The following is a 16,176-nucleotide window of genomic DNA, read 5'->3' as shown; positions in this document are numbered from 1 at the left end:
ACATATATTATCAACATTTAATAAAAATATGAAAGTTGGTAGTATATGTCTAAAAAAATTAGATTTACAGCTGAAAAATATATGTATGTGTGCTACTTTTGATTTGTATGATAAATCAATTTTATCATACTCACTTTCTAATAAAGCAAATACAGAATTAGTACTGAAAGTGTTAGAAAACTCATATACAAAAGAGATTCTTAAAAATGCTGTTCTACATAGTGATAGAGGCGCTCAATTTACATCTTTACAGTACAAAGAAACTCTAGAAAGATTAGGAGTAACTCATAGTATGTCAAGAGTTTGAAAATGTATAGATAATGGTCCAGTGGAAGTTTTTTTGGAAATATTAAGAGTGAGAAATATTATTTGAGAAAATAATAAGGCTCGTTTATAGAAGAATTTCTAATATTCGTAACAATAATTTTCATGGAATTACTAATGAGATAGTGAAAACCAAGCCATCTAGAATTGTAATGGAAGATTTGTATGATGAACAATAAGCATCTCTCAAAGTCTATAGCTGAACAAAATTTCTATAAATTTATAACTTATATGAAATATAAAGCTGAATTTAATTTGATTGAATTTATACAAGTACCAAGATTTTATCCAAGTTCTAAGACGTGCTCAGATTGTGGAGCTATTAAGAAAGATTTAAAACTTTCTGATAGAATTTTCAAATGTGAATGTGGTCATATTATGGATAGAGATTTAAATACGAGTATAAATTTAAGTAATTATAGAGTTTCTTAAAAAAGAAAACTATAATATGTTCTTTTATTATATATCTCTTTTTTTAGCTTATATTATTTGAGTTAATTTGCAAAAAATAATATCTACATGAAGAATATCATTGATTATACTGTAATCAAAACAATTTGAGAATATAATATTAATTTTCCCTAAAAAAATAACTGATTTTTTTTCTAAAAGTATGCTATACTTTCGGAAAACAAATTTTTTTATGGAGTGGGGAACAGTGAAAATAAAAAAAATATTGAATAACAATGTTGCAATCTCAGAAAATATAGATGAGAAAGAGATTATTGTTGTTGGGTGTGGAATAGCATTTAAGAAAAAGATTGGTGATATGTTAGATGAAGCTTTAATTGAAAAAATTTTTATATCTTCCGACAATCAAACTAAGAAAAAAATTCAAGTTTTGTTAGATGAGATACCAATAGAGTATATCAGAATAACGGATAAAATTGTTAGGCATACAAATGATATTTTTAAAAAGGAGTTGAATGATATAACTTACATAGGAATAGCAGACCATATCTACAGATCTGTAGATAGGTTCATAGCTTCAGGTGAATTAGTGAATGGACTTTTATGGGATATAAAAAGGCTATATAAAGAGGAGTTTGAAGTTGGACTTTATGCCTTAGAGGTTATAAAAGATGAATTGAAAATTCAAATGCCAGAAGATGAGGCAGCTTTTATTGCGACTCATATAATCAATGCTAAGTTGAAAGAAACAATTCCAAATGTAATTGATATAACAAAATTGATTAATGAAATTTTGAATATTGTAAAATATAATCTATTACTAGATTTAGATGAAGAAACTCAGTCTTATTATTATTTTATAAATAACATTAAATTTTTAGCACAGAAAGTTATAAATAATAAAATCATTAAAGATATTGGAGAATATGATGAAATATATATTGCAACTACTAAAAGTTTTCCAAGAGAATATTACTGTGTTGAAAAGATAACAGAATTTATAGAACGTAAATATAAAAAAATATTAAATATAGATGAAAGAGTCTTATTAACTCTACAAATTGTAAAAATTAAGAACGAAAAAAACTGAAAAAGTTTGACGTATGAAAAATAATGTGTTAATATAAATTACAAATCAAACAAAAAAAATATAAAACAGGATTGTTACTGTGAGAAGGCAAAACCTAAGTAAGATAGAGATTCATTTTTCTATTTACTTAGGTTTTTTATTTTCTATAAAACAGGCAAGACCCATTTATAAAAAATTAAATGGAGGAATGGGTTATGTATCAAGAGTTAGGAAAGTTAATTCTAGAAAATGTTGGAGGAAAGGAAAATATTTCAAATGTAATTCATTGTGCAACAAGATTGAGATTTAACTTAAAAGAAGCTAAAAAAGTTAATGTAGATAAAATTAAAGTTGCAAAGGGAGTTATAGGAATAGCCGACAGTAATGGCCAATTTCAAGTTATTATTGGAAGTGAAGTTTCAAAAGTCTATAAGGAGATTCTGAAAATTGTAGGAGCTATTGAAACTGAAGGAGAATCTTCTGAGAAAAAAAGAGGAATTGTAGGATTTTTTGAAGTTATTTCAGGAATATTCACTCCAATTATTCCACCTCTTACAGCAGCAGGAATGTTAAAAGCAGTTTTGGTATTGGCAACAACTTTTGGATTTTTGAGTAAAGAAAGTCAAACATTTTATATATTTAATTTTGTAGCAGATGCAGCGTTTTTCTTTTTCCCAGTAGTTTTAGGATATACATCAGCTGTGAAATTTAAATGTAATCCATATATGGGTATGTTAATTGGAGGAGCTTTAATTCATCCAAACTATTTATCATTAGTTAATTCAAAAGAAGTGGTTTATTTTTTAGGAATGCCTTTAAGACTTGTCAACTATGCTTCATCTGTTGTACCAATAATAATGATTGTTTATATTATGTCTTTTGTAGAGGAGTTTGCAGATAGAGTTTCACCTAAGTTTATCAAATTTTTTTCTAAACCTTTAATTACTGTATTGATAATGGCTCCACTTAGCTTCTTATTGCTAGGACCATTAGGATCAATTGCAGGAGAAGGTTTAGCTTTAGGAGTAGAACAAATTAACAGCTTTGCTCCGTGGTTAATTCCTGTTATAGTTGGAGGAACAACACCGTTATTAGTTATGATAGGAATGCATTATGGATTAATTCCAATAGGATTTAATGAGTTAGCTATAAATGGATTTGATACAGTTGTTGGACCAGGAATGTTAGTTTCGAATGTTGCTCATGGAGGAGCAACTCTAGCTGTTGCATTAAAAACTAAAAATAGAGATTTAAAACAACTTGCTGGAAGTGCGGGGTTTACTGCTTGTTTAGGAATAACAGAACCAGCTATGTATGGAGTGACAATGAAATTGAAAAAACCTCTTATATCAGTAATGTTAGGTGGAGGTTTGGCAGGACTATATTGTGGAATTATGGGAGTTGTGCGTTTTTCAACAGGAATTCCAGGACTAGCATCATTACCAATATTTATAAGTGAAATAAAACCTATGAATATAATTCACGCTGCAGTAGCTTGTGCAATAGCTTTTTCAACAGCATTTATATCAATATTTATAATAGGGTTTGAAGATATTCCAAACGAAGATTCTGAACCTATTAAAAATGATAACATAAAAAAAGAGTTACCTGCAGATGGAGCTATTCAAATTAAATCGATAGCAAAAGGGGAAGTTATTCAATTATCAACTGTAAAAGATGACGCCTTTGCAAGCGAAAGTTTAGGAAAAGGGTATGCTATAATACCTGAAGTTGGAGAAATATATTCACCTGTAGATGGAGTTATTAGTTCAGTCTTTACAACAAAACATGCTGTTGGATTAGAGGGAGAAGATGGAACTGAGATTTTGATTCATGTTGGAATAGACACTGTGAGATTGAATGGAAAGCATTTTGAATCTTGTGTAAAAGAGGGAGAAAAAGTAAAAGCTGGAGATATTTTAGTGAGATTTGATAGAGATGTAGTTATGAAAAAAGGATTTGATATTTCTACTCCTGTTATTATTACTAATTCGAGTGATTATGCAGAAGTAATAGTTTCAAAATTTGGAAAAGTAAATGTTGGAGAAAATATATTAGTGTTAGCATAGAAAGAATTATATGAGGAGGAGAGTTATGAAAAAAATAATACCAGAAAACTTTTTATGGGGAGGAGCTATTGCTGCTAACCAGTGTGAAGGAGCATATTTAGAGGGAGGAAAAGGATTGTCTCCTGTGGATATACTACCAGGTGGTATTCCAATTAGAAAAGAAGCGCTAGCAGATGTGAGAAAAACTTTAGAAACAACTTATGATTATTATCCTTCGCATGTTTCAATAGATTTTTTCAACAGATATAAAGAGGATATAAAATTATTTAAAGAGATGGGATTCAAATGTTTAAGAACTTCAATTTGTTGGGCTAGAGTTTTTCCTAATGGTGATGATTTAGAACCAAATGAAGAGGGATTAAAGTTCTATGACTCATTAATAGATGAGCTTATAAAAAATGGAATAGAGCCCGTAGTTACAATAAACCACTTTGATACTCCACTAAAATTAACAAAAAAATATGGTGGATGGAAGAATCGTAAATTGATAGCGTTCTATACAAGATATTGTGAAGTTCTTTTTAATAGATATAAAGGAAAAGTAAAATATTGGATGACATTCAATGAGATAAATATGATTCTTCACATCCCATCTTTTGGGGGAGGGCTTGTTTTTGAAGAAACAGAAAACAGAGAGCAATGTATGTATGAAGGAGCACACTATCAACTTGTTGCAAGTGCATTAGCTACAAAAATTGGTCATGAAATAGATTCTGAAAATATGATTGGATGTATGCTAGCTGCAGGAACAGTATACCCAAATACTTGTCATCCTGATGATATTTTAGTAGCTCAAGCTGCAAATAGAGAAAATTACTTCTTTATAGATGTTCAATCGAAAGGTGAATATCCAAGATATTCAAAAAGATTATTCCAAGAGATGGGAATAAAATTAGATATAACTGATGAGGATAAGAAGATTTTAAAAGAGAATACTGTTGACTATATAGGTTTTAGTTACTACTCGAGTAGACTAAAAAGTGCTGATCCTGAGGTTATGAAAAATATAAAACCTGGAAATGCATTTAAAACTTTAGGAAATCCATATTTAAAAGAATCAGAATGGGGGTGGACGATAGATCCAGTTGGACTGAGAGTGACAATGAATGATCTATATGATAGATATGGAAAACCTTTATTTATTGTAGAAAATGGACTAGGAGCAGTTGATAAAGTCGAAGCCGATGGAAGCATAAATGATGACTATCGTATAGAGTATTTAAGACTTCATATCGAGCAGATGAAAGAAGGAATCAAGGATGGTGTTGAGCTTATAGGTTATACACCTTGGGGATGTATAGATTTAATTAGTGCTGGAACTGGTCAAATGAGTAAAAGATATGGATTTATATATGTAGATAAAGATGACAATGGTGTTGGAACTTTAGAAAGAAGCAGAAAAAAATCATTCTATTGGTATAAAGATGTTATAGCAGCAAATGGAGAAAATATATAAATAAAAATATACCCATACATTCTAGGCATAGATAAAACATCTTTAAAAGTTAATAAAATCAATGCCTAGATAGTTTTTTTTGTTAAAAAAAGTTCAATGCAATAATTTAAATCATCCTTGCAAAGTAATAATTCCATATCTTAAGTCACTAAAAAATTTATTTTCTAATACTCAACCAATCTTTACCTGTCTTTAAAATCTCTCCAAAGAATATAGGATTTGTAATAACAGATATGTCGTTATTTTTGTACCCATCTATCCTAAAATAACTATCTTTAGGAAGAGAAATTTTAATATGAAGTTTATCTCCAATAACTTCAGAGTGTATTTCGCCATTAACAATCAATTTCCAAATTATATTTTCATTTGCTGAAAGATTCAATTCGATAAGGTTGTGATTTAAAGTTTCCCCAAAGAAAATTTCTTTTTTTTCGTTTTTATCAGATATTTCATAAAAAGAAAAATCTAATTCTCCAATTGTAGAAATATAACTTTTTCCAATTTTTAAACTTTGAAGTAAATTATTAACAGAAAATCCATTCATATGAACATAATTTAAAGGTCTTCCTAAAAAACTTGAATCTTTATGAATGAAATCAGTATGAGAATCACTTCCACCAACAGCAAATATTTTATAACCATTCATTAATAAACCATCAAAAGCTTTTAAAGCATCAATATTAAATTGAGTTTTTTGTTCGTTATATGGAGAGTTTAAAACTTCAATTAAATCAAAGCTGTTTAAATCGAGGTTATAATTCACTCCCATAGTATCATTTAAAGGATGATTCATAACAAGCAAAGCATTTTGTTTTTTAGCCCATTCAAATATGATCTTTAAAATCTCTGCTCTAACCTTTTTTCCTTTTAAAAAAGCTGAATAATCAGGAAGAGTTTTTAAGCCTAAAAAATTAAAATGCCCATTCTCCATCAGAGTAAGTTCAGTTGAGGGAATAATTGGAGAGTTAGTCAATGGAGTTTTTGTTGAAACAACATTATGGTCAGTTAGAAATACAAAGTCAAGACCTAACTCTTCAATACCTTTTGGCAAGTTTCTTAAATCGAGTAACCCATCTGAAAACTTTGTATGAGCATGAAGCTCTCCTTTGTACCATCTACTTTTTTTTGAAAACTGTTTTTCAAAATCAAATTTAGATATATCCATAAAAGATAAAGAGTTATTCATATCAACATTTTTTAAAATTTCTAAAACAAACATCCCCCTAAAAGCATAAGGTTTCGTTATTTCAAGTTTCCAAATACCATCCATAAGTTCACCAGGAAGAGAGCAGTTAGAGCTCTCTTCAAAACTTTTACCACTATAGAAAATTTTTTCTTTAGATTTAAAAGTTGTTAAGATTCTAATATTTCCATTTGGGTCTTTTAATGTTACAGGAAAATGTTCATCTGGACAATTTTTTAAAAATAAAATTATATTTTTTTTAATATTTCTAAAGTTTAAATTGAAAGTTAAAACCTCACACTCTTTTTCTGTAAATATTCCATTTAAAATCATAAATTTTCGCCATTATTACTTAAAATAGGATTAATATACTCCATAGAATCATATGCAACAGAGATATTAAATTGTAATTTTTTAACTAACTCTTCAATCTCTTTATGAGTTTTCATAGGATCATGCCCAAAATGAGTTATAATAATAGGCGTCTTAGAATTAATAGAGTCAAAACTTTGAAGCTTTGTCAAAACTTCTTTTAGGGTTCTTAAATCTAAGTGGTCAACATTATCTTTATTACAGTCTAAGAAAGTACATTCAACAACGATGCTATCAAATCTATATTTTTTTATAAAATCAAATGTTTTTTCAGAGTAAACGCCTGTATCAGATGCGTGAAGTCTAGTTTTGTTATACTTATCTTCAATTATAAAATTCATCCCTAACTCCCCAGTATTAAGACCAGTGTGTCGAGCTTCTATTGGAGTAAATTTAAACCCTTCAAATTTGAAAGATTGAAAGTTTTTTATAGGTATAATATTTAGGTGTTGTGTTCTTTCAGCTAATTTAGCTAGATGTTTTGGTTTAATTCCAGATTTGATTTGTGAGTTAAGCCATTCATAAGAGGTTTCATTAACAAAAATATGAATAGGATCTTTTATTTTTATCAACTCTTGGATATCTAAGTGATCGTTATGAGTATGAGATAAAATAATTCCCTTTATGTTATTAAAATCTATTTTATTTTCTATGATTTGAGTTCTAATATCAGGAGAAAAATCTAGTAAAATTCGATCCTCTAATAAAAATGAGGATCTTTTTCTTAGATTTTTCCCTCCTAACTCTCTAACTTTTTTGCAATACTCACAAGAACAAAATGGATCAGGAATTCCACTTGCAGATCCAGTTCCTAAAAAAATAGTTTTCATATTAATTAACCTCTTTCTGTATATTTTTTCAAAAGTGCTCCAGAAACTTCAACGAACACTGATATTGTAATTAATGTTATAAGAGCTGTTCCAGCGGCATTAAAATCATATGCTTTTATAAATTTAGAAACTATATATCCAATTCCCCCAGCTCCAACTACCCCTATTACAGATGATTGAGCCATATTAGATTCAAATCTTAAAGCTGTCCAACCAGTTACGACTCTTTTTATGTTTGGAACAACAGCAGCTTTTATAATATTAAGCCAAGAAGCACCAGTTGATCTAATAGCTAGAATATTTTCATCCCCTAAATCTTCAATAGATTGTAAATAAGCTTTTGTTAAATAAGAAACAGTGTGTACAGATAATCCTAAAATTCCAGAAAAAGGACCAAGTCCTATTGAAGAAACAAATATAACTGCCCAGATTAAAGATGGAACAGCTCTTATAAATGACAAGTAAGCTTTTATTCCAGTAGCTAACGGTTTCCAAGGTGTTGTGTTCCCCGCAGCTAAGAATGCAAGGGGAATAGAGAAAATCATTCCAACTAGAGTAGCTATAAAAGCAATTTCAAATGACTCCCAAACAGCTATTAAGACAAATTTAAAAACGCTTAAATCAGGTCTTCCAAAATCAGCTAAAATTCCTCCAAGTCTTGTCATTCCTCTAGAAAATCTATAAAAATCTAGATTTAATTTAAATAATGAGAAAATAAATAGAAGTATTATACTTAACATGATTCTATTTAAGAATTTATCAGTTTCATGGTCTTTAATTTTGATTTTTCCAAAGTAGTTTTTATTCATTTAGATTATCCTCTTTCTTAAAATATTAGAAATTATTTCAGTGATAATAACACAAACAACAATTAAGATAATTCCCATAGCTGCAGTTTTATACTTCATTAAACTTAGATTGTTACTGATGTACATACCTACTCCACCAGCTCCAACTAATCCAATTATAGATGATGATCTAATATTGTTTTCAAGAGAGTAAATAGTCCAAGAAATAAAGCCTGGAAGAGCCTGGGGAATAGCACCAAATCTAATAACTTGTATGTATGACATTCCAGTTGCTTTTAAAGATGTTAGCAGTTCTAAATCAACTTCATCTATAGTTTCATAGTAAAATCTGGTCATACTTCCAATATTTCCAACAGTTAAAGCGATAACTCCAGTTGTAATTCCAACTCCAAAAGCAGGAACTAGCATAAGAGCCCAAATAATGTTGGGAACGTTTCTAATAACTGCCATAAAACCTTTAACAGTAGTTCTAACCCATTTAATATGCATAGTCTTTTCTGAGCACAAAAATCCAAGTAAAAAAGATATAACAGATGAAAAAACTAATGAAATGATAGCAACACAGAAAGTGTCTAATAGTGGAGATAAATAATCACTATAACTTTCCCAGTTTACAGGAAGCATCTCTTCAGTGATAAAAAATACAGCTTCAGGAAGTTGTTGTAAAAATAATGAAAAAGAGAACTCTATTCTTTGTGCAATTAAAAGATAAATAAGAGAGATCGCTCCAATTACTAATAAATCAGTTTTAGCACTAAAGAACTTGATAAGTGATTTAAAAAGTTCTTTAGCTGAAACATTTGTAAACGATTTACTAAAAATATTAGATGGTTTGATAAAAGATATATTAAATGTTTTGTCCATAAATCTCACCTATCTTTTCTTCTGTAAGATTTTCAGGAATATCATCAAAAATAATTTTTCCTTTATTCATCCCAATTATTCTAGTAGCATATTGTTTAGCAAATTCAACTTGATGAAGGTTAACAATACATGTTAGATTATCTTCAACACAGATGTTCTTTAAAGTTTCCATAACAACTTCAGATGATTTAGGATCTAAACTTGCTATTGGTTCATCAGCTAATATAAGTTTAGGATTTTGAGCAAGAGCTCTAGATATTCCAACTCTTTGCTTTTGTCCGCCACTTAGTTCTGATGCCTTTTTATAACAATGATCCTCAAGACCTAATCTTTTTAATATATTTAAAGCTTTTATTTTATCCTCTTCAGAATAAAGTTCAAAGAAACCTTTTAGATTTGTCATATAACCCAGTCTTCCATGAAGAACATTTTGAACAACTGAAAGTCTTTCGATTAAGTTATAGTGTTGGAAAATCATTCCCATCTCTCTTCTCACTTTTCTAAGATTTCCACCAGATATTTTAGATATATCTTTTCCATTAAAGATAATTGCTCCACTAGAAAGAGGGTTCATTGAGTTGATAGTTCTCAAAAGAGTTGATTTACCAGCTCCAGAAGATCCTATAATAGCCACGAATTCACCTTTTTTTATATCTAAATTAATATCAGATAAAGCTAAAAATTTATTATCATATATCTTGTTACCATTTTTTATTGAAACTATATTTTCCATTTTTCTCCCTTTCACTAACTAAAGTTATTTACTATTTTTATATAATTAATCTGTACTAAGTTCTATTAAGTTAAGATTTTTCATAACTTGTTCAATTATATCGAAATCTTTAAGCTCTACTTTTATATGTTGCTCTCCATCTTTTTTACCGTAGAAGTTTTGCATAAAGCTAGGATCATTATAATTCAAGAAGAAATTTTCTAACTTTTGCTTTAACTCTTTTGGTAAATCTTGTTGTATTAGCCATAAATTATCTGGAATAACAGAACTCTTATAGATAATCTTATGATTATCTGGAGTAAAGAATTTTCTATTCTTTATGTATGAGTTTGATGAGATAACTCCAATATCAGCATCTTTATCAAGTAAAGCTCTAACAGTATTTGTCGTCGAACCTGTTTCATAAGGCTTAAATTTAGTGTTGAAATCATTTGTATCTTTTATAATTTTACTACTGATAAGATCATTTACTGGCCAAAGATAAGTTGAACCAGACGATTGTTTTGTATAAGCAAAAGTATATGGTCTAGTTGGATTTATTAAATCCTCTTTAGTAAAACCATTTATATTTGTATCAGGTCTTGTTATGAAATATGAGAATTTTCCCCAGTTCTGTTTTTTTCCATCTTTGGCAAAAGAAACAAGAGGCTCAATCTTCGTTCTTTGAGAAGTTATAAAGTAAGGCATAGCACCAGTATATGCAATATCCGTTCTGTTTTTCTTAGCTCTTAAAGACTCTCTTAAAGCCATATCAGAAGATGGTTCAAACCATTCAACTTTCATTCCAACACTAGCTTCTAAATCTTTTAAAAATTGATCTTTAGCTTTCACTTTCATCTCAAGGTCTTCGTCAATTCCAAAAGCTATAACTAATTTTTGTTCTCTGCTATCTTTTTTTCCACAACCAGATACAAATAAAGATGTTCCTAATAAACCAAATGTCAGTATCTTTTCAAATTTTTTCAATTTAATTCCTCCAAATTATAAATTATTTTAATTTTGTTTCGTAGAAACTCTTAACGTCATCCCATTTATAATATGGCTTCATAGAACTATTGATAGGTAGGTTAACCTCTTTTTCGTTGTGAAGCATTTTAACTATAACATTACTTTTATCATTGCTATAGAATAACCATTGAACGTTCGTTGACATTCCTGATACTTCTCTACCTAACCAAGTTTTATAAACATCTTCAATTTTATCTTGTTTAACAGCCATTCCATTAATTTCTAAAAGCGTTATAAACGGAATCATTGTTTCAGCATGAGCAAATCTTAAATTAGCACTGATATTCTTATTAAGAAGAGCCTCGTCACTAGTCTTAATAAAATCTTTTAAAAGAGGTAATGCGATTGTAGTAGCAATATCATTTCCAGTTTTTCCAGGTCCTTTTTCATAAAAATCATATAAGTTATCTACTTCTTCGTACCACTTTAGTTGTTCTTTAGAGAAAAGGTTTCCAATTCCTAAATCTACTCCAATATTAGATTGAATAATATAAAGGTCGTAGATATTTCTAACAGCATCTGTTGGATTTTTTAAAACTGTTTTACCTTTAGCATCTTTTAATTTAAACTCTCCTTTTTCTATTTTTTCAATAAATTTTTTTGAGAACAATTTACTTAAAACTTCGTTGTTGAAATCTTTAGTTTTAGAATATTTTTCAACATCTTTTCTCCAATCACCATTATCTACAAACTCTTCATACTCAGGTGAAAGGTCATAGAACCTTAAAATATTATCTTTTTTAGTATTTGTTGAAATTTTGAAATTAGTTGATGGTGTATATTTTGATAGCTCTTCTAAAAAAGCATCTCTACTTTGTTGAGCTCTTTCAACATATGTAGAACTAGCAATAATATCTTTTCCAAATATCTCTTTATTATTTTCATAGAATCTTTTAGCAATTTCCTTTTGTTCTGTAGCTCCAACTTGAGTTAAAAGTCCGTAATTTCCTTTTTCTATTTCAATAATTTTAGCAACTTTTTTTTTCAGATTAAGACCTTCAGCTGTTATTTCACCATCTTTTTCAGCTATTGAAAGTAGTTCAAAAACAGATATATCGTATTTAGGTGAAGAAAGATGTCTGGATCCATGTCTTCCTAAGTAATTGATAAAAATAGGCTTGTATCCAACAGGAGTAGGTGTAACAATTGATTTTTCAAAATTATAAGGTTGTTTTGTACCAAGATATTCAAAATCTGCTGCTAAAGTGATTGATGTGCAAGTCACAATTGAAAATAAAGTTGCTTTAATGTTCATCCAATTTCTCCTCTTATATAATTTTTTTATTACATAATATTATAAGGTATAAATGTTAATAGAAGATTAATTTTGTGTAAAAGATTTGTTATTTTATATATAGCTGTTAGTTGTAACAAAAAAAATTGCCGTTTACAGGATTTTTCTTAACATAAATATTTTACAAAATTGAGATGAAAAAATTATTTTTAATAAAAAGAAAGCTTCTAAACTTAATTAAAATGGACACGTAAAAAAAGCGAGTCTATCTTGTAGGGGCTTTTTTGTATAATAATATTTAAGAGGCCAATTTTGATGTTCATATTATTGGCATATCTCGAATTGATTGTGCTAGTACAAGAATGTAATCTAAAAAAGCTGACTCCTGTACAATACAAGAATCAGCTTTTAAATATTTAACTTTCTTTTTTAAAATGCCCTTGACATAGGGTCCATTTTAAAATTATTACTAGACTTTAGACTATAGTTTATGTTATTATATTTTTAGATAAAAAAAAGTGGTCCTGAAAAGTCGGCAAACTCTTCAGAACCTTAATTGAATGATACTGACATATCAAGCAACTAATTTAAATTATTATAACAAATTTATTGAAGTTTGTCTATAAGAAATCTAAAATACTTGTAAAATATTGAGGTTATCATTCAATTCTATGATAACCTTTTTTGTTTACTTGTAATTATAACTAATATAATTTCTAAAATATTTTAGAGCTGATAGGCACTAATCAGTAGACGTATAAGCCGTCTTATGAATTGTTGCAAGAGTGAAAGCTACTCTCAAAAAAAGGCTTGGAGTGATACTTGATTTAGGGAGTATCTAAAGTTGTTCATTATTAACTAATACAAGGGTTAAGAACATATCATCTAGGGCAAGTATTAGATGAGCTGAAAAGCATTTAGATTCAGTCAGATGCGATCGAATGACGTTATACGTGGTTTGTTTATGTCTTTTCCTCTTTTACAAGGGGATAAGTCTCGGCTTCGCTCACTCTGATACCGTGGTTTGCCAAAAGACTAAACACTAGAAGATCATAATAAATAAAAATTCAAGATTTTTTTCTTAATTATGGATGTAGTTATTTTTTTAATAACTCTGTTATTTTTTTATAAACAATGATTGTTGCTTTAATATCTTCTAAGGCATCATGAGCATTTTCCAAAGAAACATCAAAATGTTTACAAAGAGTTTCTAATTTGTTGTTTTCTAAAATTGGTAAAACTTCTATAACTTGAAGAGTTTTCACTAAATTTAAAGTACAAACATTCAATTTATAATTAATAAAGCTTCCTAAGAATTTATTATTTAATCGATTATAAAAATTAAACAACATTCTAAAATCAAAAGGATAGTTGTGACAAACCATTATAAATTTATCATTTTTATCATACTTATCTACATATTTCAAAAATATAGTTTCCAACTCTTTTAAAGCATCTTCTGGAGATTGCTCTTTATTTAAATCTTCAATTTGAAATCCAATTGTATCCAAAGCACTCTGAGAGATTTCAGCTCCTAGGTGTGGACGGCATCTAACGTTAAACCATTCAACTATCTCTCCATCTATCTCTATAGCTCCCGCTATTTGAACAATTGCAGAGTTATCTGTTAATCCAGTTGTTTCTGTATCTAAGTATAGTAATTTCATAAATATCTCCTACTTTATATATTTTATTTCAATTTTAAGCTTTTGTACTATTTCCAAATTATATTAGCTTTTTTTCTAGGTGTAGTTCTTTTATATTTTATATTTGGATATCCTATAACTAAACAAGCAACAATCTCTTCAGCTCGATTTATTCCTAAAAACTCTTTTAATTTTGGGTTTTCCTGTGAAGCTTTTACTAAAAATCCACTAAATACAGTTCCTAAACCTAACGCATCCACCATCATCTTCATATTTGCAGCAGCTAAGCCTGCATTTATTGCATGTTCAGATGTTACCATTATTAAAGCTGGGGCTTTAAAGAAAAGTCTATCTTCTCCTGCAGGGTTTTCAGTAAAATCTTTATGCATATTTATCCACATTTTAGCATATCTTTTATAAAGAACATTATCAGAGTTTTCTATAATATGTCTACCGTATTTTTCTAAAATCTCCAAAGTTATTTCTCTAACTTTTTTAACGTTTTCTTTTACAACCACATAATTTACATTTTGTGCATTACTTCCAGTTTGAGTAAATCTTCCAGCTTCTATTATTTTTAATAGCTTTTCATCTTCAACATCTAAATCTTTAAAATGTCTAATAGTTCTTTCAAATCTTATAAAATTAAGTAAATTATCTGAATCTATTTTAAATTTTTCTTCGTTATACTCTAAAACATCAGTCATATTATAATCATCAGTCAAAATAGCATTAGTTGGACAAACAGCTATACAATGTCCACACTTAAAGCAATTTTTATTTTTTATAACAGCTTTACCATCCGACAACTCTATATCTTTTACAAAACAATCTTTTATACAAAGTCCACACCCAACGCACTTTGTAGAATCCACCTTAAACATGCAAATCAGCTCCTTTTACTTCAATATTATTCTTAAAAATCTTTAATTTTACTAAAAATATATTTTTATCTAAAATTAAATTATAATCTATTTCTCCTAACTTTAAAGCTTTGTGAACTATAGATAACCCTAATCCAGTACCTTCTAGCTTAAAATCTTCAGCATTTTTACCTCTGCTAAATGGTTGAATTAATTTATTTAAATCTGTATCTATATATCCTTTAAACGCATTTTTTATAAACAGATACTCATTTTCTTCGAATATTTCTACTCTTCCACCAACTTCAGAGTATTTTAAAGCATTTTGAATTAAGTTATTCAAAACTAGCTTTAAAATTCTAGAATCTCCAAATATTTTATCGTTAAATATACTTATATCTACAGATATATCTTTTTCAAGTTCAATTATATCATATTTCTCTAAAGCTGATTCTAAAATTTCATTAATACTAATCTCTTTATTTTGTACTTTAAAAACAGTGCTATCTAGTTTTGAAAGTGTCAAAAGGTTTTCTGTTAAATCTTTCATTTCATTGCTAACTTTTAAAATTATTTCATGGTATTTTTTTTTCTCTTCTGAATTTAAATCATCTAGCTCTAAAAGTGCTGTAGCATGAGTACAAATAACTGCAATTGGAGTTCTTAATTCATGTGAGGCATTTGAAACAAATGACTTTAAATTATCTATCGAAGACGATAACTCAGTTGACATTTTTTCTAAATCTTTACTTAAATCTCCAATTTCATCATCTCTATCTATAGTTATATTTTTGGGAAATTCTAACTTTGCTATTTTATGTGCTTTTTCTTTTAAATAACTAATATCTTTTGTTATTCTTTTTGAAAATATAATACCTCCAACAAGAGATATTATTGATGCTATTAACGCAGTAATTAAATTGAAAAAGTTACTTTCATGGCTATGAGATTCTATTACAGAAAGTGATGTTCTAATAATTAAAGCTTTTTCATCTTTCAACTGCCTAGCATAATAGAGTGTTTTTGCATCGTTTCCTATTAATTTTTGAGTTACAAATTTATCAAATTTTAAATTTTGGAGATTTATATTTTTACGCATATGCCCCATCATCCGATTTTTTTTGATTGATTTTACCTCTATATCAATACCATTAGCTTCTTTTATATCATAAATATAATCCTCAAAATTATCTTCTGATTCATTTATATAGATATTTTTAGCAACTTCTACTATTTTTAACATAGTAGTTTTTTTTCTATAAATATAAAACTTCTCTAGAAAAAAGATATTAAAAGTATAATTTA

General features: G+C 28.3%; 15 protein-coding genes. 5 read left to right on the top strand and 10 right to left on the bottom strand.

Going from position 1 to position 16,176, the window contains the following annotated elements; all coding sequences use genetic code 11:
* Positions 1-28: 28 nt before the first annotated feature.
* From ACRCZX_RS00545 to ACRCZX_RS00525, 5 genes are all read left to right on the top strand, one after another.
* The gene (locus ACRCZX_RS00545; protein ID WP_438581004.1) at positions 29-307 is read left to right on the top strand and encodes a DDE-type integrase/transposase/recombinase; all 279 of its coding nucleotides are present in this window, start codon (positions 29-31) and stop codon (positions 305-307) included.
* 182 nt (positions 308-489) lie between these two features.
* The gene (locus ACRCZX_RS00540; protein ID WP_438581003.1) at positions 490-756 is read left to right on the top strand and encodes a zinc ribbon domain-containing protein; all 267 of its coding nucleotides are present in this window, start codon (positions 490-492) and stop codon (positions 754-756) included.
* Between the two features lie 226 nt (positions 757-982).
* Positions 983-1,825: a PRD domain-containing protein gene (locus ACRCZX_RS00535; RefSeq protein ID WP_438581002.1), complete on the top strand. Its 843-nt coding sequence runs from the start codon at positions 983-985 to the stop codon at positions 1,823-1,825.
* A gap of 194 nt (positions 1,826-2,019) precedes the next feature.
* A complete protein-coding gene (locus ACRCZX_RS00530; protein WP_438581001.1) occupies positions 2,020-3,873 on the top strand; it encodes a beta-glucoside-specific PTS transporter subunit IIABC in 1,854 nt (617 codons plus the stop codon).
* Between the two features lie 25 nt (positions 3,874-3,898).
* Entirely contained in the window at positions 3,899-5,329 is a 1,431-nt protein-coding gene (locus tag ACRCZX_RS00525; RefSeq protein WP_438581000.1) for a 6-phospho-beta-glucosidase, read from the top strand.
* 157 nt (positions 5,330-5,486) lie between these two features.
* Here the strand turns inward: ACRCZX_RS00525 and ACRCZX_RS00520 are convergent, their stop codons facing one another.
* The 10 genes from ACRCZX_RS00520 to ACRCZX_RS00475 all read right to left on the bottom strand — a co-directional run bounded on the left by ACRCZX_RS00520 (position 5,487) and on the right by ACRCZX_RS00475 (position 16,114).
* Positions 5,487-6,845, bottom strand: a complete 1,359-nt coding sequence (locus ACRCZX_RS00520) for a CehA/McbA family metallohydrolase (RefSeq protein ID WP_438580999.1) — start codon at positions 6,843-6,845, stop codon at positions 5,487-5,489.
* Entirely contained in the window at positions 6,842-7,714 is an 873-nt protein-coding gene (locus ACRCZX_RS00515) for an MBL fold metallo-hydrolase (RefSeq protein WP_438580998.1), read from the bottom strand. Before ACRCZX_RS00515 ends, ACRCZX_RS00520 begins: the two co-directional genes overlap by 4 nt.
* A 5-nt stretch (positions 7,715-7,719) precedes the next feature.
* On the bottom strand, positions 7,720-8,523 hold the full coding sequence (locus ACRCZX_RS00510; protein ID WP_438580997.1) for a PhnE/PtxC family ABC transporter permease: 804 nt from the start codon (positions 8,521-8,523) through the stop codon (positions 7,720-7,722).
* On the bottom strand, positions 8,524-9,387 hold the full coding sequence (gene phnE, locus ACRCZX_RS00505; protein ID WP_438580996.1) for a phosphonate ABC transporter, permease protein PhnE: 864 nt from the start codon (positions 9,385-9,387) through the stop codon (positions 8,524-8,526).
* On the bottom strand, positions 9,371-10,120 hold the full coding sequence (phnC, locus tag ACRCZX_RS00500; RefSeq protein ID WP_438580995.1) for a phosphonate ABC transporter ATP-binding protein: 750 nt from the start codon (positions 10,118-10,120) through the stop codon (positions 9,371-9,373). Before phnC ends, phnE begins: the two co-directional genes overlap by 17 nt.
* Before the next feature lie 45 nt (positions 10,121-10,165).
* Positions 10,166-11,086, bottom strand: a complete 921-nt coding sequence (locus ACRCZX_RS00495; protein ID WP_438580994.1) for a phosphate/phosphite/phosphonate ABC transporter substrate-binding protein — start codon at positions 11,084-11,086, stop codon at positions 10,166-10,168.
* Positions 11,087-11,108: 22 nt separating this feature from the next.
* On the bottom strand, positions 11,109-12,383 hold the full coding sequence (locus tag ACRCZX_RS00490; protein ID WP_438580993.1) for a histidine-type phosphatase: 1,275 nt from the start codon (positions 12,381-12,383) through the stop codon (positions 11,109-11,111).
* A 1,076-nt stretch (positions 12,384-13,459) separates the two neighbouring features.
* On the bottom strand, positions 13,460-14,029 hold the full coding sequence (locus tag ACRCZX_RS00485; protein ID WP_438580992.1) for a 3'-5' exonuclease: 570 nt from the start codon (positions 14,027-14,029) through the stop codon (positions 13,460-13,462).
* 47 nt (positions 14,030-14,076) lie between these two features.
* The gene (locus ACRCZX_RS00480) at positions 14,077-14,892 is read right to left on the bottom strand and encodes a nitroreductase family protein (protein ID WP_438580991.1); all 816 of its coding nucleotides are present in this window, start codon (positions 14,890-14,892) and stop codon (positions 14,077-14,079) included.
* Positions 14,885-16,114 carry a sensor histidine kinase gene (locus tag ACRCZX_RS00475; RefSeq protein ID WP_438580990.1) on the bottom strand — a complete coding sequence of 410 codons (1,230 nt, stop codon included), beginning with the start codon at positions 16,112-16,114 and terminating at the stop codon, positions 14,885-14,887. The genes ACRCZX_RS00480 and ACRCZX_RS00475 overlap by 8 nt, the downstream gene beginning before the upstream one ends.
* Positions 16,115-16,176: the final 62 nt, after the last annotated feature.

Source organism: Cetobacterium sp., assembly GCF_051658645.1.
Taxonomy (GTDB): Bacteria; Fusobacteriota; Fusobacteriia; order Fusobacteriales; family Fusobacteriaceae; genus Cetobacterium_A.
This window is presented reverse-complemented; position numbering and strand designations above follow the sequence as displayed.